Genomic DNA, 21,653 nt, shown 5'->3' on the forward strand with positions numbered 1-21,653 from the left:
ATGTCCATCGATAAAAACAAGATCGTAGCCCCAGTAGCGATAACCGACCCCTATAACCTGCTGGGAATATACCCGGCAAACGGGGTATGGGACGTGGCCGACATCGTTGCTCTCGAACGCCCCCTGTTGCAGGGTGGCCGTCCGGGACGTATCAACAAATGGAGTCGTCATAAACCCGTGCGCTATCCGCAGGCCGCGCCGCTATCCGACAACTATCCTCAGCAATCCGGCGGGGTCACGACATATATCGACCAGTGGGAAGGAAGCGAAACGGATAAGAATCAAGGCATACGCTATGGCTTGAAAGCCACGATACCGCACGGCACGAATATCGTCGCTATCCATGACACCTCTTTCGATTATGTCGCCTATCCGCACCCGGGGACGGATTTTTGCCGCCTGAGCGATTTCGACGGCTACGACTACAATGCGGAACCTAATCTTACCGGAAGTAAAATTGACGAAATCAGTGCGGACGTGCCGTATCTTTTTGTCGACATCAACTATTACGATACTTCGGTGAATCCTACCGGCGTACCCGTCGAATCATGGTTGTCGCTGGCCTCCGACAAGAGTATCGGCGATTATTATCCGGCCATTTTGGCAACCGATGGAAATGGAAGCAGTTTCGCCCGATTGCTGACAAATACCTCTACAAACACCGTAACCACCTTGCGGGTGGGCAATGTGTGGTACTCTGCTTTCAAGGTAAAATTTTTCAGTGACAGTACTACTCCGCCGATACTTCCTGTCGGACAAAGCGACACATTTCCGGGGGAGGATTCAGTAGGGGTGAACTTGAAGGTGACGTTGTTCCTTATCGATAAGAAGTCGTTCGAATACTGGACAGGGGTCGACAAACAGATCACCGTGGCGGATTATTTCCCCATACCCACATCGATAGCCATGACAGCCGAGGTCAGCAGTGAATATGTATATTGCAAGCTCATCGGATTGGCCGGATTGCACGGGACTTACCAAACAGCCGCCATCGCTCTTCGTTTCAGCTTTCCGAACGGGAATCCTCCTGCCGGTTCGAAATACGAATTCGAGATTGTCATGAAAGGTGGCGGCTCATATAAATATGTATTCACGTACCGGTCGAATCTTGTGTTTCAAATCAATGTGACCATACAGGAGTTGACCGCCTCACGGCCACTGCCCGGAACATATACATATACCGTGTACGCAAGGGTGCGCCCTGTCGATTCTACCGGACAGGTGGTCGACAAGGTCATGGATTCGTTGCCCGAGACAGAAGTGAAAGTAACCATATTATAATCCTATAAATACAAGCATCATGATTGAATTAGTCAAAATCAGCGAAAACATCAGCCGTTCGTTCAACGGAAAAGAGACTGTGGAAACCCTGCAAGCGGTCAATTACCGAATTATGGAAAACGGTGCGGAAAAAGGCCATGTCACTGTCGGGCAAGGCAGTTTTAACATGAATGTATATTCCATGACCTCCACGGTCGAGGAAACGAAAGCTCTGGTGGAAAAAATGTTCAACGCATTATCCGATGGCAGCGATGAGTGACAAAAAGTACGAAGAGAAATACTCGTGGGAAGGTATTAAGGCCGGTTTGGAGTTTTCAGATATGAATGGTTCCCCCATCGATGTGGAGGGACTGAAATTCCGCTTCATCTATCGGGATCAATACGGCCGGACGTGCGAAGTCTCGCAGGAGGGTGACAAGCGGGTGAATTGTGTCCTTCGAGACGGCGAGCTGATAGCCGTATTCGAGCCGAACACTTTCCGCAAGGGAATCCTTACCGTAGAAAGGCATTATTGCCGTACCGACTCCGATTTCGCGAGCGGAGTCTGGGAGTATGGCGGTGAGGACGAAACGAATATTAAAATCGTATGAGGTATGGAGAAGTGCGATTACGTGATGGTGAAAGAGCGGATAATTGTGCCGGATGTCGTCGCGGTAAAAGAGCAAATCGTCGTGCCGGAGGCCGTCGCGGTGAAAGAGACGGTAAGCGTGCCGGTGGAGGTGCGCATAAAGCGGATGCCGGCGTATCACCCCGACCCTTTGTGGCCGGATTTGGAATCTTGCCCGGCAGGGCATATCTGGGCCGTCTGTTACAGCTTTGACGAAGGAGATTACGATATCTGTTTTTCCCAAACCTATGTGGAGGGAAAAGTGGACTGGGGAGATGGCGAGAGCGAGGATATTTTAAACCGGTGGGGAAGAGCCTCGCACCACAAGTTCGTTCGGGGAACTGGTCGTCCGGACAGCCGGGGCCGGGAGTTCTGGCTGGTGGATATAGATGCCGATACCACTTCCGATATATATGGCGGGCTCACATTTTCCCGATACGGGAACAATAGCTACAATACATTGGACATCGACGGGCGAAACGGGATCGTCGCACTTTGCATAGGGGAAGGTTTGAAATTCCAAGTGACCGTATCGGAGGAATATATCCATCCGCTGCTCGAATATGTGCGGGTGAAGGGCGACGAAGTGTGGAAGCCTGTAAGTTTCGGCTTGATTTACTCGGTCAAAAAGGTGAGGTACAACGAGAAGGCGAGAGTGGAATATCTGATCGGAAGCCCTGTCCCGGCTTCGTATTTCGATTTCCCGTTTCGGATTGAACGTTGTCGGTATTTTGCCAATGTCTCGTATCTGGGCAATTCGAGAATCGACCGGGAAGTGTTGGATTTCAGCACTTGCGAGTTGAGTAGTACGAATTACAATTCGAATCCGAACCGTACCGGTATCAGTAGCATAGCGAACAACACGAGGTTCTTGGAAGTGTTGCGCATGCCGAAATTGTACGACCGATGTACTCAAATGACCGATTTTATTTCGTATTCGAATATTCGGCGGATAGAATTTCAGCCGGGTGACAGTCTGGCGAACTGTAAAAACATAATCCGATTCGCCATTAGCTGTACCCTGTTGGAAGAAGTGGAGAACTTTCCGGGAGACTTGGGCAAGAATGTGGAGAATGTGGACTGCTGGGACATCTTCTCAGGGTGCTATTCGCTACGCCTGACAGAGGTGAATTTCCCGTATGCGAAGATGCGTAGGGTCAGCTTTCCCGGCACGGATACCCGTCGCAGGGTACCGATAAGCCGGTTGGTGTTTCACCCGGACAGCCCGTTCGACCTGAAAGGCGATGCGAATCATATCAATATCAAATATTGCCGATTCGAGCGGAAAGGACTGGTGGAACTGTTCGAGCTACTGCCTGACTTCTCGGGAGGGACGACTCGCCAAATCGACATCACAGGGAATCCCGGCGCGGAGGAACTGACGGAAGAGGAACGGCAGATCGCCACGGATAAAAACTGGATAATCGTAGGGTAAAGCAAATAGAGAGATACATGCAAACGAAAAAAGCGAAAGAGGGATATCTGTTAGTGTCCCGAAAAGAAGGCTCCCTTTCCGTTACTGACCGGGTTTCCGCTCCGGACGGCGCCGACCTGAGCGGTTGGGAGGAACTCCCCGAGGCGGAGGCAAGAGAATTGGAACGAGTGTTTAACGAGAAAAAGGATACTAATATGGATACGTAGGAATAAAGCACGGAAAGTCAAGAAAGAGGACGGGGATAAAAAAGAAAGCCCCCGGCCTGTCAATAGTCATCTCACCTACATATTAACACATACACGCCACAAGTGCGTAGCCGGGGGCAAATACCCAGACTACACTTGTGGCTGTTTTGTATGTGTATGTAAGTGAGATATTGCAAATGTACTATTTTTTTGGAGAATGAAAGTAATTGAGATACTGAAATTAAACCGGGAACTATTGAAATTCTGTTGCGATGCGGGCATTCGTCTTGATGATATCCGATATATCGACTTGTTCAACGACTACAACCGGCTGCTGGCCGATGGCGAGAAAATCACCTATATTGTGGCCGCGCTCTCCGATAAGTACGGGGTGTGCGAGCGAACGGTATATGACCTTATCCGGCGATTGAAGGCGGAGTGTAACCTCCTTGCAGTGTGAAGCGCCGCTCTTCTCATGGCATGGCGGGGGCGGAGCGATACCTTTGCCGGCAAAAAATGACACGCCATGAACAAATATTATCGGTTACTGGACAGAATCCTCATCGACGGCAAGACGCAAACCGGCAGGAAAGGCACGAGCCGCTACCTGCTTAACGAGTCGCTCTCGCTGACTCCGGCCGACCTGCTCGACATCTTCGAGGGGCATAATATCGCCCGGCGCAAGCTCAGGGACGAACTGCGGCTCTTTATGAACGGTGAGCGTAGTGTGGAGAAATACCGGGAGGCGGGTATCAGCTGGTGGGATTACTGCGGCCATACGCTGGTGAACAGTTACCCCACCTACTTCGAGAAGCTGCCGCCACTCATCGACAGAATCAACCGGGAGAAGCGCAGCAGCAAAAACTATGTGCTGTTCCTTGGATCCACCGGCGCGGAGACCAATCAAGCCCCGTGCCTCAGCCTCGTACAATTTCAAATCGACGGCGGCGAGCTGGTGCTGTCAGCCTACCAGCGCAGTTCCGATGCCAACCTCGGACTTCCGGCCGACATATACCACCTGTACCTGATGTCCCGGCAAATCGATTTGCCCCTGCAATCTGTCACCCTCAACCTCGGCAACGTGCACATCTACGACAATAACATCGCCCGTACACGGGATTTGCTCGCCGGCAACGAAAATATCAAATTTGACCTGAACGTATGAAAAAGAAAATGTATCTATCGGCCCCGCTCCCGTTCGTAGGGCAGAAGCGCATGTTCGCGCGCGAGTTTATAAAAGTTCTGAAACAGTTTCCCGACGATGCCACATTCGTCGACCTGTTCGGAGGTTCCGGCCTGCTCTCCCACATCGCCAAGCGGTGCAAGCCGAACGCCACCGTGGTGTACAACGATTTCGACAACTACCGAAAGCGGCTTGAAAACATACTGCGCACCAATCGATTGATCGCCGATATTCGGGCGATTGTCGGTGACGCCGTGCCCCGGGGTAAGGCGATTACCGGCGAGATTCGGGAGCGCATCTTTGAACGCATATCGCAAGAGGAGCGCGAAAATGGGTATGTCGATTTTATCACGCTCTCTGCCTCCATTATGTTTTCGATGAAGTATAAGCTGAGCGTCTCAGAGATGCGGAAAGACACCCTCTATAACAATATCCGCAAAAACGATTATCCGGAATGTCCCGATTATTTGGAAGGGCTGGAAATCACCTCTCGGGATTATCGGGAGGTGTTCAATGAGTACAAGGATACGCCCGGTGCGGTGTTTCTGGTCGACCCGCCTTATCTCTCCACCGAAGTGGGTACCTATACGATGTACTGGAAGCTCTCCGATTACCTCGACGTGCTGACGGTTCTTACCGGCCATTCCTTCATCTATTTTACCTCCAATAAATCCTCCATACTCGAACTATGCGAGTGGATCGGAAAGAACCAAAGCCTCGGCAATCCATTTAAAGGTTGCATGAAATCTGAGTTTAACGCACACATAAACTACAACGCCACGTATACGGACATAATGCTATATAAGCGATGCCGCGCCCACGATTCCGGCGGTATAATATAACGTCGTTTTAACGGTATTAAAATAGCATTAAAACCGAATATGATATATTTGTTTAAAGTTAGTGATTTTTGGTGAGATAGCCAAAAGACTGAGCAATAAAAAGCACCGAAAAAAACATATTTCTTCGGTGCTTTTTTGTGCCAATTAGGGTAGGAAAAAAGATTTACAGAGGTACGCTTCGTTTTGTAGAAAAGAACATTTTGTTTTAAAACGCTGGAACATTTCGTTTTGCGGATTATAAAGTAGTCTGGCTTCTTTCTGTCATTGAACGACTCACACTATTCGGATCATTACTATATTTATGGCTACCATCTTCATTAACAAACGTAATAGTTTTGTAAATACTAGAACTACCTACCTCCCATAAATTCCACGAAAACTGAGCCTTAGCACGAAGTCCGGGAATAATCTCCCAATTCGCCATACCATTCATAAGAAGATTATTATCATAACTTTTGGTATGTCCTCCCTCTGTAATCCAAGCAACCGGGTTCGTATCTTCATTGTTTAAATGTCCCCAATCTCCATTCGCCCGCTTAACTGGTAAATAAGGAGGCATATTTAAAACAGCTTCAAAAAAATCGCTATAATGATCAGGCTCTTTACTATTGCTTCTATAATAGGATACACCAGCCATAACGTCAAAATTATCCACAATCTGAGTACTTACATTGGCTCTGGCATTATATTTGGAAAAATCGGTAAACTGAACCAACCCTTGTTGCGAAGTATAACCGCCAGAAATCATATAAGCAGATTTTGCAGTTCCACCACTTACCCGCACATTAGCTTGATGCATACTGTCATTGGACTTTACTGCCGATTTCCACCAATTCGTATTAGCATAATAATCCGGGTTACTGCCATCTCGCATCATTTGTATTTCTTCATCGGTATATAAAGGATTTCCACCAGCCTGAACGTAAGACTCATTAACCAACATAGCATAATCCCACGAATTATTTAACTCAGGAACTTTTGTCGGAGTCTGCATTGAGGCTGTATATGAAATATCTACCGTCGGATTTTTATCCTTATTACCCTTCTTTGTCGTTACCAATAAAACGCCATTGGATGCTCTCGACCCATAAATAGCTGCAGAAGAAGCATCTTTCAAAACAGAAACGGATTCCACATCCGTGGAGTTCAATGCATAAAAGTCCCCTAATCCAGCTGGAACACCATCTATAATAACCAATGGTTCGGTAGAACTCATAGTTCCTATTGCACGAATATTCAGCGAAGGAGTAGATCCAGGTTTACCCCCATTATCCGTGATAATCAATCCGGGAACCGTTCCTTGAAGAGAATAAGCTATATTAGAAACCGGGACTTGCTCAATCGTTTTCGAAGAAATAACATCAATCGCACCTGTCACACTGGACTTTTTCTGTGTACCATAAGCCACTACAACGACCTCGTCCAGCACAACGGGACGAATATCTATGCGCAACGACGTACGACCGTTGATTTCCACCTCCTCTTTATTATATCCCACATATGAAACCTCCAAGACACCATCGGCTGGAGCATTGATAGAAAATTTTCCATCGATATTCGAAACAGTACCCACATTAGCACCTTTCACAACGATATTAGCTCCAATTACAGGAACTTCTGTTTCGTCATAAACAATCCCCTTGACAGTCACCTGCTCACGACTGCTTTTACCTAAGTTCGGACGCTTATCGAAAACAACAATCGATTTATCCGATACTATATTATAATCCAAACCCTTGTTTTTAAAAACTTCGTCTAAAACTTCTGGAACACTCTTATTCTTGACAGAGATAGAAACATCATTACTCTCGTCAAGCACTACATTTCTATAAGCAAACCTGTACGAAGTTTGTTTTTCAACAATAGAAAATAACTCTTTTAGAGTTGCATTTTTCAGCTCAATAGTCACTCTTTGACTCTGAGCAGCCAGCATACCTACATTACCTATAAAAAAGAATAATAAGATAAACTGTCTTAATCGATGTTTTATGATTTTTTTCATAAACCTTGAATTGTTTTTTATGGTTTTTCTTAATATTTATATAGAAAGACAACACGCTAATAAAAAAGTACTTTTAAAAAAGCATGTTTAAAAACATGTTTTACCAGAAGAAAAAAAATATCCAAAACAAATATTATACTTTATTCTTGCGTTGTAATCAAGTTCTAGTATTGGTCGAGACTCCTATCTCATTAATGGTATTATTTTTACATATAAATATTTGCAATATTTCGAGTTTATACTAAAAAGAGAATACCCGATTCAAAAATTTGAATCGGGTATTCTCTTCATTTCGTAGTTCCTAAAAAGGAACTATCAAAACAGAGGAGCATAAATAACAATATCCGAACGAATCGAAACTTTCCAAGAATTATTTCTTGGAAAAATAAATATCTTTCGCATCGACACGATAATCCATGTGATAAGAATATTTCAATATTTCCAATGCATTAAGCAAATCGTTAGAAGGCACTTTTCCAGTAAACAAATCACTGTCTATATTTAACCCCTTTATATGAATACTAATATTATAATTTTCTTCAAGAGCTACTATTACATTCTCCAACTGTTCGTCAATAAAAACTAGTTCGTTATTTTTCCATACAGATGCATCCTCCGGCCTCTTCTCTTCTAATACTAATATACTACCGTCTTGACAATTCAATACAGCCTTTTGGTTAGGTAACAACTTCTTCTCTTCCTTTCGAGATGATACTAATATCTCTCCCTCTTCCAATGTAACCTCCATAGTTTCATTTCCAGCATATGCATGTAAATTGAATTTAGTCCCCAATACTCTTACGGTTAAATCCTTTGTAGTAATAACAAATGGAACCGATTTATTTTTAGCTACATTAAAATAGGCTTCTCCATTAAAATCCACACATCGCTCATCTCGATTAAAATCTTTGGGAGAATATGTCAAGGAACTATTCGAATTCATCGTCACCTTAGTCCCGTCTGGCAAAGTCAAGTTAGCATGTTCTTCCGCAAATGTAGAAAATAAAACGTCCCCACTTGACAAAGAACGCGTTTCTTGATAAAAATAAAATGTAGCAAAAACAAAGATTGGAAGTAGGATTGCAGCTGCTATTCGTCCCCACGATATCAACATTTTAGTACGATATTTTGGAAAAATGCTTTTATCTACTTTGCGTTTTAGTATAGCTAAACGTTCAGCAGAAACGGAACTATCATCTAGTATATCCTCTTGCCAGCCTTTAAATAACCGATCTTCGAGTTGCCCGTCCGACATTTCTCTTACCTTCCTTTGAAGTTCCTCCAATTCTTTCGGAGTCAGACAATTTCTTTTATACTTTTCTTCTAAATAATCCATATAACTCGCTCTGTTTATATAAAGACAACAAAAACGTCTTTTTATATCAATATTTCAATTATTTTAACACAAAGAAAAGAATTAAAACAAGACTTTTCTTCAATATTTCCTTTAAAACCTTCAATCCGGCTGAAAGAGCATTCTTTACGGTTTGTTCTTTAAGTCTAAGTTTTACAGCCGTCTCTTTAACAGACATCTGGTTTAATTTGACACACTCAATCACTTCCCTCTGAGTACTAGACAAATTTTTCATAGCCTTTTTCAGAGATTTACAGAAATCGTCATATTCCACAATAGCTGAAGTATCGCTCACAGAACATTGTTCTTCATTATAATAATTCACATATTCTTCAAAAACATATGAATTAATTCGTGATTTATACCTATTGATAATCTGATTCTTTGCTATTTTAAAAATAAAAGCGCTGAGGAGCTCGCCATGTATAATACTATGTCTATTTATCCATAATTTAATAAATACATCTTGTACAATTTCTTCGGTATCTTCTCTCGACTTAACATACTGCATACAATATGCATATAACCGAGCCGAATACATATTATATATTCTATTAAATGCATCTTGAGATTCCTGTTTTAATTGATATACAAGTTCCTCCTCATTCATGGTATAACCAAATTACAGCCTCCTCTTAATCTATATTTTCAATCCTTCATGCTGCTCTATAAAAACTATCCTTTCGAATCACAACACTATAATTGAACAATCTCTATTTATAAATATCATTGATCTTATTTAGCGAAGATAGTTATTTTCATAAAGATAAATATATACCCAACTGTTAAAAATTTTCTAATATCAAGCTCTAAAAATTCTACTTTCACATTGAATCATTAGTAGAAATAAAAAATAACTATTTAATACAAAATATTTTATCAATTAAAAATCAAAATACTTTATTAAACAAAAAGCCAACTTTTGAAGTTGGCTTTTTGTTTTCCTTTCTAAAAATTAGACCGTCTATTCTAACATATCATTAGGAGCAATAGGTATATACGGACCATCTTTCACCTCAAAAATAACAGTACCAGCACATACCACCTCAATTGTATGCCATTGTCCCCGGGGTATGTTTACCCCATAAGTACCCTCCGCCGGGTCGAGTTCATAGCGATTAATTTCCTTCTTGTCGTCATCGTAAAAGAGAACTCTCATACGCCCTCGCAATAATACATAAGTTTCGGCCGTATGCCTATGACGATGTATCGGTAAAATGGTTCCCGGTTCAAGGGCATTAAGCAGACGTTGCGAAGGAGACGACAACGATTCGTGAAAGTTATAATTCATACGCAATCTAGGACTTTCCTTTGCATCCTTTGTCACCCTATCGAGTAAAACATGATCAATCAATATCTCAGACATTACTTCGTTCTCCCTTCTCAATAATTTCGAATAAATTGTTCATACATTTTTCTTTCTTAAAATGCCGCTGGTAATAATTATATCCGTTTCTACCCTTTTCTTCCAATTCTTGATTTGAATAATTCGAAATGGAAAGGACTAAACGAACCATCTTGTCAATAGAATCTGCACCTGTATAATATCCGCAACGAGCATTCTTTACAACCGTTTGTACTTCACCATTCGCCATGACTAAAATAGGTTTGGAACTGAGCATATAAGCCTGTATCTTCGCTGGTAACGTCACATTGAATGCGCTATTGTCACAAAGAGGAAGCAACATAATATCGGCTTTTCTGAAAAATGCCGGCATATATTCAATGGGATAACGGTCATAAAAATGTACAGTATCACCCATCTCCCGACTCTGAACGAACGACATAACCCATTTTTTCTTTCGCCCGTCACCGATAAAAATCCACTGTATATGTTTATTATTTTTCAAACGTTCGGCTACTCTCATCACATTTTCAAGATTTTGCGCCTCACCTAAATTTCCGGCAAACATAATTTTAAAACCATCTGGCAAATGTGGCAGTTCATCGTCATCAACAGTACATTTTCGAAGTTCATCTTCTCCCCAATTGGGTAAATCTTCTATACAATCATTTTTTACCCCTCGTTGCTGTAACAATGTCCTCACGCCCGATGCCGCTATGAAAATTTTGCGACAATGCCGGTAAATGTAACGCATGATACGATCAACTATTTTAACGATATATTTATTAGTTATACCTCCGGCAGCCAAACTTTCTGGCCAAACATCAAGTAACCAGAAATAAATAGGAATTCGTCGTATTTTTTTCGCAAGCACTGCCGGTATACCGATAAACGCCGGGGACAATTCCTGTACAAAAATAAAGTCGAATCTCTTACGACAAACGATACTTAATGTGTATATACAAGAAAATAATAAACTCGATAAATAATTGAGCACCATTCTTATCGCCCTACCGTCTCCACGAGGAATCACCGGCACACGAATGACATTTACCCCATTGACGACTTCTCTCCGCCTGCTCCGCAATCCGTATCCCTCGTAAAAATGGCCCTGAGGATAATTGGGAATACATGTAATTACAGTAACTTCATATCCTCGTTTTACCATTTCAAAAGCGATATCGTTACCTCGAAAAACTTCGGGATAAAAATAATTGGTCAAAAACAAGCATCGTTTACCTTTCACCCCAGACGACTCTTTTGACATAATCGGTGTAAGAAAGAATAATTCGTACGACTTTGTCGCTAACATTCGGTATAGAATAGTCTGCGACCGGACGAAAATTACGAGTTTCGAGATTCTGATTCTGCAATTCGGACAAACCCTGCATCACCCGTTCGGGGTTAAGCCCTACCATCATCACCGAAGCTTCCTCCATCGCCTCGGGACGCTCGTGAGCTTCACGTATATTCAGAGCCTTAAAATTAAGAATAGACGACTCCTCGCTGATGGTTCCACTATCCGAGATTACCGTTTTGGCATTAATTTGCAATTTATTATAATCGCTAAAACCCATCGGTTTCATTATCCGTATAAGTGATTGAAATTCAACGCCATCACTTTCTATTTTCTTGCGAGTACGGGGGTGTGTCGACACAATCACGGGAAAACCATACGTTTGAGCTATGTCGTTCAAAATCTTAACCAAATTCCCGAAGTTGCGTTCGCTCGATATATTCTCTTCCCGATGGGCCGACACGACAAAGTATTTGCCCTTCTCCAATCCCAGATTCTCTAAAATAGACGAGGCATTTATCTGAGGCAAATACCTGTTCAGCACCTCATACATGGGGCTTCCGGTTTTGATAACCCGATCGGAAGGGATTCCCTCGCTCAACAAATATTCACGGGCAATAGAGCTGTACGGCAAATTAATATCCGATATATGGTCGACAATCTTACGATTACTCTCTTCGGGAACACGCTGGTCGAAACAGCGATTTCCAGCCTCCATATGGAAAATAGGGATATGACGTTTTTTAGCCGCTATCGCACACAAGCAAGAATTCGTGTCGCCCAATACAAGAAATGCATCCGGACGAACTTCTTCCAGAACCGGATCTATATTAATCAATATCTGCCCGGCAGTCGTCGTCGCATTATTACCTGCCGCATTCAAAAAATAATCAGGTTTCCGTAGACCTAAATCCTGAAAAAATATTTCGTTTAATTCATAATCGTAATTTTGTCCTGTGTGTACCAATACGTGCTCTATGGCTGGACTGGCATCTAATTTTTGCAATACACATGACAATCTGATTATTTCGGGTCTTGTCCCTACTACCGAAAGGACTTTCAATCGCTCCATAAATCTATATTTTGATTTTTCACTCGTCTTTCACTACCGGGTCGAAATAAGTATCGCTATCGGTAGGATCATACCATTCGTTTATCCAAAACTGAGCATATAAAATCTCATCGCCGATATTCGATATACTATGTGTGTACCACACCGGCATATCCACATAAGCCGGTTCTTCCCCGTTAAGATAATAATCCAGTACTTCGTCTGTTCCAACCTTCCGGAGCTGAATTCTCGCTTTTCCTTTAATCACTACAAACCGCTCCATCTTGCGAGTGTGATAATGATTTCCCCTTGTAACACCGGGAACGGTGGTAGAAAAACTTACTTGGCCACCCACCCCGATTTTTACGGTCTCGACGAAACTACCTCGTACATCGGTATGTTGAACCAATTTCACCGGGAAATAGCTTTCCATATCAATATAGCTACGAAATGTATTAAACAAATTCATTTCATGGATATTATTCAAAGGAGGAATAATTCCCTGCTCGAAATACAATTTTTTGAAATTTTCAAACAAACCGAGAACTTCACTCACCTTCATCTCGAAATCGCAGGCTACATCGTCCCGCTCGACAAGCGAGGGTATGGTGCGACCTCCCATTTCCCTTATTTTATCACAAATATGACGGCATAAACTGCCCACATAAATCAAATTTACCTCATTGTCTTGTAATACCGTAGGAGAGTCTCCGTGAGTCAATTTATACCCGAACGTGGCTATGAACGAATTATAATTAGGCTTCCCAAACGGACCGAAAACATTGGGAACTACCATTCCTGTAAAAGATGACCCATTACGCACAGCCCATTCTTCCAACAATTTACGACCATCACTCTTACTACGGCCATACTCATTATCCCGTTCCTCTTGTATGCTCGACGAAAATAAAACATAAGGACGAGAATTTGTCGCTTCCATAGCCTCGATTAGCTGTTTTACCAATCGCATATTCGTCTCGTACAAAACATGCGCATCAGTATGACGGTTTACCGCCGCCAAATGTACAATAACATCACAACTCTTTACAAACGTTTTCAGACGTTCTACATCGACAAAATAATCATCTTCGAATGGAACTCTCTCAAATTCTCCGGGATAAAGTCCCAACGTATTATATAAATGAGTACCGACAAACCCAGACTGCCCGGTAATGCCTACCTTTATCATAATTCTATCCACTAATTGAGATTCAAATCTTCCCGTACGATATCGAGCTTCAACAATAATTGTTTCATTTCTTCTACATCGAGTCTGTGAGTATTGTGCGAATGATAGTCTTCTATTTGAGAGACTACCTCGCTACCTTCGACAAAAAATTTATCGTAATTCAAATCTCGACTATCGCATGGAATACGATAATAATTATCCATATCCTCTGCCCTCGCCATCTCCTCGCGAGTAACCAAAGTTTCATAGAGCTTCTCCCCATGCCGTGTACCGATAATTTTCACGGGAGTATCTTTGCCATACAATTCTTTCAACGCAGTAGCCAAAGTAACCAGCGTAGCCGCCGGAGCCTTCTGTACGAATAAATCGCCATTACGGCCATGCTCAAACGCATAAACTACCAAGTCGACAGCATCATCGAGCGTCATCATAAACCGTGTCATGTTGGGATCCGTGATCGTTATTACCGCATTGTTTTTCATCTGCTCGATCCATAGCGGAATCACAGATCCCCGACTCGCCATCACATTTCCATAACGAGTACAACAAATTGTCGTTGTCGCAGAATCACCCAACTGGCGTCCTTTGGCAATCGCCACTTTTTCCATCATGGCTTTACTTATTCCCATAGCATTGATGGGATAGGCCGCTTTATCGGTAGACAATACAACAACATTTTTCACACCATGCTCCACGGCCGAATCCAATACGTTCTCCGTGCCAAACACATTCGTACGCACAGCCTGCATAGGGAAAAATTCACATGAAGGAACCTGTTTCAAGGCAGCTGCCGAAAACACATAATCGACCCCACTCATAGCGCTATCTACACTACGCTTATCCCGCACGTCACCGATATAAAACTTAACCTTCGGGTTCTGTAATCGATGCCGCATATCGTCTTGTTTTTTCTCATCACGGCTAAATATGCGTATTTCACCGACATCGCTATCCAAAAACCGCTTTAACACAGCATTGCCAAAGGATCCTGTTCCTCCGGTAATAAGCAATATCTTATCTTTAAAAATAGACATGATTATATATTAAATTAAGATTCGACTATTCTTTCTATTAAATCGACCAATTTTTTACATTGATTCTTAGGTGACTTTTCTGTCAAGATAAATTTTCGAGCCCTCATTCCTAATGAACGCAAAACCGCTCTATCCATATTCAGTATCTCATCAATCTTTTTAGACAATGCTTCGTCCGAGTTATCTTCCACCGTAAAACAATATTCATAATATTCATCTGGAATACCAGCGAGCTTATACAACAGAACTGGCGTACCGGAAGCTAAATATTCAATAGTTTTCGAGGGAAACGAATATTTGGTAAATTCCCCTTCGGAAGTACGAGGATTAACTAATAGTGTCGCCTTTTGCTGTAACACAAGAATCTCTTCCCGAGGTAACTGCCCCTTATAAGAAACTCTATTATCCATCTTCACACATTCTAAAACGGTATTTCGAGAATCCCCGTCACCGCAAATGACCAACCGATAACTAGGATTTTTTAACATCATAAAGGCTCTCAATAAAGTCACTATACCATACCGAGCATCTAACGTCCCTGTATAAAGAAGAATTTTTTCATCGCTTTGTTCCATACAAATCCCACCGTCGAGAAAATGGTTGTCGAACTCCGAATAATACATACCTTCTATAACCGAAACGGCCTTACCTTTTACCGGTAATCGTTCCTGCATATATTTACTCAATAACACATAACCGTCCACATCTTCATACAACTTATTTTGTATTCTCCTGTTTATATGATGGAAAATCGATTGGATAAACGATTTTTTAGAGTCCATGTATTCAGGCAAATCTGGAACAATAAGTACAACCTTAGTATTCTTATATTTACGTTTAATATCTACCGCTGCTTTCAGAAAAGGAGTATGAATACTATACACAATCAAAACTGTCGTATCTCCGTAGGACGAACCATACCACCTCCTTATCGACCTCTTCATACAAATCCATCGGCTAATCAATTTATATCCAGTATAATTGCAAAAACCGACATTCGTCAAATTTACCCATTTCGAGATTTTTTCATTTGAATACGATGTATAGAACGGTTTTCCATAACGTTTAGGATAAGAGCCTATAAACGGAGCATTAAACAACTCGCATTTAATATTTTGCTCACTGATTCCTTTCACATAACCCCATTCTAAGGCATCCGCAGCGAATTGTATCGGCCCCCGGCTATTCTTTATAATCTCATTCCGATTATCCTTCGGGAATAACCCCATTAAAAAAGCGACTCTCATACTTTGACAAGGAATAATTTGCCTTTCTCACAAATTATCGCCAAATAAAAGATTCAAAAATAGTATGATATTCTATGAACGAATCTCTCCAAATTTCGGAATTGAAAAATGAGAAGAAGTCATAAATAGTGAAAAACATAATTACAAACAGTGTTCCTGCCCGTACAATTCTATTATTGATCGTACGAATCATCAGCGGATAAGTTGCTATCATTGACACTTGCAAATACATACCTATCCGAGCAATAAGTTGAGCGATAAAACCTAACGGAACGAAAAGAAAAGAAAGGGCGGTTATTTTGAAAATCAATCCGTCCTTTCGATCTTGTCTTTTTTCATAATACAATATCATGCTCATGATGATAATCTGATAAACAAAGCCTATTCCCGACTCTAATTTCGATTCTTCTTTCCCTTCTTCCAGATAATAGGTATATTTTCCCAAACCCGTTACAGAAAGAGTATTTTCAATTATAGATGTAACAATATTCTTGAACAACAGAATAGCAAAAAAGAGAACAACGCCAATAATCACCCCCTTCTTACCCATTCTCCAATTCACAAATCCAAGAAAAACTATCGGTAACAATATTTTGGCGCTACTGTGAAACAATGAGGCAAATAAAATAAATAACGCTGCAATGATGACCTTCTTTTTATAAATATAAGGAATGGACAACAAAACTATGCACATAGCCAAAGTCTGACGCATCATAGACGATTGCGTAAGCATGAAATTAGGATTAAATACATAAATAAATACAGCGAACCAATACCATTCTTTCGGTATATATTTCTTGATAAACCAATAATAAACAGATATTTCAAATGCAGTAAGGACAATGACTAATGAAAAAAAGCCGAATGGTTTGAATATCCGATACAAGAATATCCAACCGACTTCCCATCGTTCGTTAGGATCTGAATAATTAAATTCATCGATCGAATTATATACTGTAAATTTGTCTATATATTGACGATAGTCGTTTCCCCATTCATAGCGTATCGCAAGGAAAACGAATAATATGGTCATCGCTGCGCCAAAGCCCCAGCTCAATCGTCTGTAACGCCCCAAATAGGCCAAAAACACACATATTAAACCAATAACGATCGTCTCAATCATACCTTTTTCGGAACAAGCGCCTGTTCATATAATTCGACATATTTCTCATACTGGCAAAATTTATCATACCGGGTTTGCGCCACTTCCCGACACGCCTGCGAATAAAACGATTTACCCGTCTTACAAACCTGTCTTATCGCCTCGGCCAGTCGCTCCATATTTCCGGTTTCTACAACTAAGCCCGTATCAGAGTCTACCAATTCAGGCAACGCCGTATTGTCATAGACCACCGCCGGTGTACCACAAGCGAACCCTTCCACAATAGTAAGTCCGAAAGTCTCTTGGTACGACAAACTCGTCACCACATCTGCCGCCGAATAAATAAGAGCCAGTTCATCAAGATTCTCTGTTCGCTCTACCCCGATGATACCATCGGGTATATTGTTTTTCTGCTCAGAGGTTATCCCCACCAAAACGACCACGAACTGATCGGCCGGCAATAATTCCCTCAGTTTATAATAATCATATAATCCCTTTGACGCACTCCAATGAGAACTTACCCCCACAATCATGAAGCGGTTGCCACAACCATACTTTTGTTTAATGGCTTGTATATCGGTACGAGGATAGAATCGAGTACTGTCCACTCCGTTGGAAATAACCTGTACAGGTACAGAACCGACAACCGAACTTCTCACTACGCCCGACAGCCACTCCGAGACTGTAACAAAAGTCAGATTCGGAACAGAAGTTATATATGCTTCTTTCTTTCTTAACACCCACGGCATAGTACGGAACACCCCTTTTAATTCCCCGCCCGTATCGCTATTACCACATCTCGGACATCGATAGCAACCCGTTTTCCAATTTTCGCATTTATTGTACACGAAATGAGTACACCCCCCAGTCACGGCCCAACAGTCGTGAAGGGTCCAAATAACCGGAATACCCGCTTTTTTCAAAAAAGAGAAAAGAAGTGGCAAATTCAAAAAATTCTGATGAATATTATGCAAATGAATTATATCGGGAGCTATTTTCTTTATTTTTCTGATAAATAACTTCGTCTCAATCCAAGAACCGAATCCTTTCAAATTGAGAATACGGGAAAACAAATAGGTATGTATAATATACGATATAACGCTTTTATTAATTCTAATCTCCTCACATGAGCAAAGATTCGATTCGCTTGCGTATGCAAAATAGCACTGCCAACCATGTTTTACCGCAATCTCCCCTATCTCGGCCGCAATCCTGCCGGTTGACCACAAATTGGCATAAGTATTGACGATCAACAGTTTCTTACCCATTTTGAAACGCCTCTTTATTCAACATTTTCAACTGCCTGTTCATCACCATAGGTTGCCAGACACAGTAGGGCAATAAACCTACAATCGTAGCTGTGATTACAATCGTCCACGGAATCCACGAAGAAAATAAAACGATAGCTACGACTTTGAAGAGTACAGCCCATAAAAAACCATACAACTGGCATTTAAGCGTGCCTAAACCATTAACGACACTCGTCAAAACCGATACCCAAATCATCACACACCCCAATAGGGCAAACAGCAATGCAGCGGACAAATTCACCTCGATAGCCTTCTCGCCTAACCAAAATTCCAATATCGGGTCAAGAAATGGAATGATAGCCAATTGAAACAATACAGCAATACCAGCGACAAAATACAGAAAACGGACCAACTTGATTATCCAATCGTAACGTTTTTCTACAAATGCTTTCGTCACAGCCGACCATACCGGAATCAGAGCCAAAGACACAAATGTACCGGCGATTGAAAATATCTTTATATATATCTGATATTCTACAACGAAAGACGGATCGAAAAAGTAGGATATAAAAAACTCGTTGGTTACAGTAATTATCATGTATAACAACTGCAAGACAAGGAACAAAATTCCCAACGACAAAACACCAGTGGCTTTATCCCACCGAAAGTACTTGAACGATGGCAAACATTCTTTCAGGTCTTTTGCAAAAACAATTATTGTCGCTACCAATAACGGCAAACACCCTGTAACAGCCTGCACCCAAGAAATCGTTACAAAATCTCGTTCGACATCTCCGGTCGGATCATATACCCACAGAAAAATCAATAATAAAACGGTAGAAAGCAGATTCAAGAAATTAGGTAGCGCCGATTTCTGCAAGGCATACAAAATAGAGATAATCAATTTCAGAAAGAAAAAACACAATACGCCACATAAAGCGATAACAACCCCTTTACGCAAACTCTCTGGCGATATGCTTTGTTCCGAAATATTGAAAACCGAATTCCAATCTATATATCGGCTTATTATAAATGCTAAAAACGAAATAAATACAGTGACACCTCCCATCAAAATGTAAGAAGATGATATATATTGCCGGGCACTTTCATAGTTTTTCAAACTCAAATCGGCCGTCAAATGATTCCGCAAGCCATTGCCTATTCCCAAATCAAAGACTTGTATCCATGATAAAACAGAGCACATCGTGAACCAGCACCCTAATACGGTATTGTCATCGAAATAGTTCAGATAAAGAGGAAACAAGGCAAAAGAAACCAAAAAGCCGAACCCTCGAACAAGGAAAGAGCCCAGTACATTGTTAATTAGGTTCTTATTACCTATGTATTTCCCTTTTATATCACTAAACTCTATCACGGAGAAACAAACTCAATTGTTCTACAAACCTATTATCCAAAGACTGTACCACCGCCCGCGTGTCAAAAGGATTATCCAAATCCACATTCAATATGGCATTTGCTATATCGCTGGGTTCTTGTTTCTGATAATAATAAATATAACCCGAAATTCCATAAGCTCGCCGTACCGCTTCTATATCGGCAGAAACGACTTGCAAACCATTCGACATATAAGATAATATTTTCGACGGAAACGAGGTATTATTAAACGCCGCATCAGGATTCTGCGTGCTCAGGCCAATCTGACACGTCTGTAAAAAATCTATATATGCACTCCCTTTCAGTACCCCATCATAGGAGACTACCGCACCGCCTTTGCCCGACATCTCTTCACACAGCTCTTTAATCGCCTGTATCTCTCCCGGATTCCCAAATCCAAGTATATGAACTCTATATGTAGACGGCAAGGACGCCGCCACACCCGCAGCCGCCATAGCTCCGCCTTTATTGGGATCAAGTGTACCAGAATAGACAACATGCACCTTATTGTCTCCGTGCCGTTCGCTCATCACAGGCACACACCGATAAGTCCCATAAATAACTAAATGAGGCTTCTTTTGCCTGTTTACTTTATCATTCAGAAGATCGGTCGAAAACACAAACTTATCCGCAACGTCTATCATCTTGCATTCCCAACGTTCCATATACCGAGGAACAGGAGAAACATCTTGATAAATCTCTTCTACTTCGAGAATCAGTTTGAATTTCTTTATTTTTTTTGCCAGCAAAATCACATTGTAATAATACAAAGAATGGTATACCCATATAGACTCTCCTTTTTTAACACAAAAAAGAAGATAACTCAATAATTGCAATACCCCCCAAATAAGTCGCAACAAGACTAATATTTTAGATCGACAACGAAACGACGAGAAAAATCTCGTTTTCACATGAGGCTGTCTCTCTTCAACCCGAGACTTATACCATCGAAACGTCCCGCTTTCTATACATGCCGATGCCGAAACTACCTCTACGTCATATCCGATTCTTACAAGAGATTCAATGATATAATCCATTTTATTAGCCGCAGCAACGCTATAATTCCGCGCTATCCCAGAATCGGCAAAATCATAAAATGAAATATATTTAATCACCGGTCGCATATCTTTTCCAAATATCCCCCCGGTATAAAAACCGTAGCGATTGAAAATAAATTTTCGAGACGAACCACCACTCGACGATGGCCTGCAATGCGGATTAACTCCCCTTCGATTCCGGCAAAAGTCCCTGCGACCACACGTACCCGATCTCCTCGTTTTAAATCATGGGGAAACAATTCTATCTCATTTTCATGACGGTCTACCAAATAGATAAAATCCTCCATTTGCTTATCGGGTACACGTAAAAGCGAACGAGTGGAAAAATCCCGCAAATATCTCATAGGATACCCATATTCGTTAATCAACTCAATGCAACTTTTTTTATTTCCTCGAACAAATATCAACCCGTTCACAAAAGGCTCTTCTACTTTTTTTCGCTTCCCGTTAATCTCCTTTACGACTTGATGGAAAGGTACAAAATGCTCTATACCCATACGGGCAAGAAGGTCTTTGATCTTACGTTCCTGCCGATACGTTTTCGCTACATACCACCCGATACTGTCGTTTTCCACCATTGCTATTTTAGTTTAGGCAAAGCCTAAGCTTCCAGACAACAATACGTTATCCTCGATAAAATCAGCCTCTCCCTCGAACTTTTGCACTTCTTCCTCTTAAACAGAGTTATAAAATACAAATTCTATTGTACAAATATATGTAAAATGCATGGATTATTTAGAATTATTTATTTAGTTATTATTACTAATCATATTATATATTCACGACATTCTATCTA

Annotated in this window: 22 protein-coding genes; 8 read left to right on the top strand and 14 right to left on the bottom strand. The window is 41.6% G+C overall.

All coding sequences use genetic code 11. The annotated features are described in order from the left end of the window. The 8 genes from NBH06_RS05510 to NBH06_RS05545 all read left to right on the top strand — a co-directional run bounded on the left by NBH06_RS05510 (position 1) and on the right by NBH06_RS05545 (position 5,533). Positions 1-1,281 (top strand): hypothetical protein, encoded by a 1,281-nt coding sequence (locus NBH06_RS05510; RefSeq protein WP_250793203.1) that lies wholly within the window; start codon positions 1-3, stop codon positions 1,279-1,281. Positions 1,282-1,300: 19 nt separating this feature from the next. Next, the gene (locus tag NBH06_RS05515; protein WP_250793205.1) at positions 1,301-1,540 is read left to right on the top strand and encodes a hypothetical protein; all 240 of its coding nucleotides are present in this window, start codon (positions 1,301-1,303) and stop codon (positions 1,538-1,540) included. Further along, the gene (locus NBH06_RS05520) at positions 1,524-1,871 is read left to right on the top strand and encodes a hypothetical protein (protein ID WP_250793207.1); all 348 of its coding nucleotides are present in this window, start codon (positions 1,524-1,526) and stop codon (positions 1,869-1,871) included. Before NBH06_RS05515 ends, NBH06_RS05520 begins: the two co-directional genes overlap by 17 nt. Before the next feature lie 3 nt (positions 1,872-1,874). After that, complete coding sequence (locus tag NBH06_RS05525; RefSeq protein WP_250793209.1) at positions 1,875-3,323, top strand: hypothetical protein; 1,449 nt, start codon at positions 1,875-1,877, stop codon at positions 3,321-3,323. Between the two features lie 17 nt (positions 3,324-3,340). Beyond that, positions 3,341-3,529, top strand: coding sequence for a hypothetical protein (locus tag NBH06_RS05530; protein ID WP_250793212.1), 189 nt, complete (start codon positions 3,341-3,343; stop codon positions 3,527-3,529). A 196-nt stretch (positions 3,530-3,725) separates the two neighbouring features. Continuing rightward, positions 3,726-3,968, top strand: coding sequence for a hypothetical protein (locus NBH06_RS05535; RefSeq protein WP_250793214.1), 243 nt, complete (start codon positions 3,726-3,728; stop codon positions 3,966-3,968). Positions 3,969-4,034: 66 nt separating this feature from the next. Next, entirely contained in the window at positions 4,035-4,673 is a 639-nt protein-coding gene (locus NBH06_RS05540; RefSeq protein ID WP_250793217.1) for a thymidylate synthase, read from the top strand. Beyond that, positions 4,670-5,533, top strand: coding sequence for a DNA adenine methylase (locus NBH06_RS05545; protein ID WP_250793219.1), 864 nt, complete (start codon positions 4,670-4,672; stop codon positions 5,531-5,533). Before NBH06_RS05540 ends, NBH06_RS05545 begins: the two co-directional genes overlap by 4 nt. A 235-nt stretch (positions 5,534-5,768) precedes the next feature. Here the strand turns inward: NBH06_RS05545 and NBH06_RS05550 are convergent, their stop codons facing one another. The 14 genes from NBH06_RS05550 to NBH06_RS05615 all read right to left on the bottom strand — a co-directional run bounded on the left by NBH06_RS05550 (position 5,769) and on the right by NBH06_RS05615 (position 21,435). Continuing rightward, complete coding sequence (locus tag NBH06_RS05550; RefSeq protein WP_250793221.1) at positions 5,769-7,535, bottom strand: SusC/RagA family TonB-linked outer membrane protein; 1,767 nt, start codon at positions 7,533-7,535, stop codon at positions 5,769-5,771. A gap of 370 nt (positions 7,536-7,905) precedes the next feature. Further along, positions 7,906-8,871, bottom strand: a complete 966-nt coding sequence (locus tag NBH06_RS05555) for a FecR family protein (protein ID WP_195632484.1) — start codon at positions 8,869-8,871, stop codon at positions 7,906-7,908. A gap of 58 nt (positions 8,872-8,929) precedes the next feature. Next, complete coding sequence (locus NBH06_RS05560) at positions 8,930-9,499, bottom strand: RNA polymerase sigma factor (protein ID WP_250793224.1); 570 nt, start codon at positions 9,497-9,499, stop codon at positions 8,930-8,932. Positions 9,500-9,853: 354 nt separating this feature from the next. After that, complete coding sequence (locus NBH06_RS05565) at positions 9,854-10,255, bottom strand: WbuC family cupin fold metalloprotein (protein ID WP_250793226.1); 402 nt, start codon at positions 10,253-10,255, stop codon at positions 9,854-9,856. Further along, positions 10,248-11,501, bottom strand: coding sequence for a glycosyltransferase family 4 protein (locus tag NBH06_RS05570; RefSeq protein WP_008861606.1), 1,254 nt, complete (start codon positions 11,499-11,501; stop codon positions 10,248-10,250). The genes NBH06_RS05565 and NBH06_RS05570 overlap by 8 nt, the downstream gene beginning before the upstream one ends. Continuing rightward, on the bottom strand, positions 11,470-12,603 hold the full coding sequence (gene wecB / locus NBH06_RS05575) for a non-hydrolyzing UDP-N-acetylglucosamine 2-epimerase (protein WP_250793228.1): 1,134 nt from the start codon (positions 12,601-12,603) through the stop codon (positions 11,470-11,472). The genes NBH06_RS05570 and wecB overlap by 32 nt, the downstream gene beginning before the upstream one ends. Before the next feature lie 19 nt (positions 12,604-12,622). Next, complete coding sequence (locus NBH06_RS05580) at positions 12,623-13,771, bottom strand: polysaccharide biosynthesis C-terminal domain-containing protein (RefSeq protein ID WP_250793230.1); 1,149 nt, start codon at positions 13,769-13,771, stop codon at positions 12,623-12,625. A gap of 11 nt (positions 13,772-13,782) precedes the next feature. After that, positions 13,783-14,805, bottom strand: coding sequence for a polysaccharide biosynthesis protein (locus NBH06_RS05585; RefSeq protein ID WP_008861603.1), 1,023 nt, complete (start codon positions 14,803-14,805; stop codon positions 13,783-13,785). Positions 14,806-14,819: 14 nt separating this feature from the next. After that, positions 14,820-16,052, bottom strand: a complete 1,233-nt coding sequence (locus NBH06_RS05590) for a glycosyltransferase (protein ID WP_021892670.1) — start codon at positions 16,050-16,052, stop codon at positions 14,820-14,822. 34 nt (positions 16,053-16,086) lie between these two features. Beyond that, positions 16,087-17,175: an EpsG family protein gene (locus tag NBH06_RS05595; RefSeq protein WP_021892671.1), complete on the bottom strand. Its 1,089-nt coding sequence runs from the start codon at positions 17,173-17,175 to the stop codon at positions 16,087-16,089. Continuing rightward, positions 17,172-18,422, bottom strand: a complete 1,251-nt coding sequence (locus tag NBH06_RS05600; protein WP_046414596.1) for a glycosyltransferase — start codon at positions 18,420-18,422, stop codon at positions 17,172-17,174. Before NBH06_RS05600 ends, NBH06_RS05595 begins: the two co-directional genes overlap by 4 nt. Then, a complete protein-coding gene (locus NBH06_RS05605) occupies positions 18,415-19,779 on the bottom strand; it encodes a lipopolysaccharide biosynthesis protein (protein ID WP_046412657.1) in 1,365 nt (454 codons plus the stop codon). The genes NBH06_RS05600 and NBH06_RS05605 overlap by 8 nt, the downstream gene beginning before the upstream one ends. Further along, complete coding sequence (locus NBH06_RS13605; protein ID WP_195491159.1) at positions 19,766-20,914, bottom strand: glycosyltransferase family protein; 1,149 nt, start codon at positions 20,912-20,914, stop codon at positions 19,766-19,768. The genes NBH06_RS05605 and NBH06_RS13605 overlap by 14 nt, the downstream gene beginning before the upstream one ends. After that, complete coding sequence (locus tag NBH06_RS05615; RefSeq protein ID WP_021892675.1) at positions 20,911-21,435, bottom strand: UpxY family transcription antiterminator; 525 nt, start codon at positions 21,433-21,435, stop codon at positions 20,911-20,913. Before NBH06_RS05615 ends, NBH06_RS13605 begins: the two co-directional genes overlap by 4 nt. Between the last annotated feature and the right edge of the window lie 218 nt (positions 21,436-21,653).

It is taken from the genome of Barnesiella sp. B2-R-119, assembly GCF_023656675.1.
In the GTDB taxonomy this organism is placed as follows: Bacteria; Bacteroidota; Bacteroidia; order Bacteroidales; family Barnesiellaceae; genus Barnesiella; species Barnesiella intestinihominis.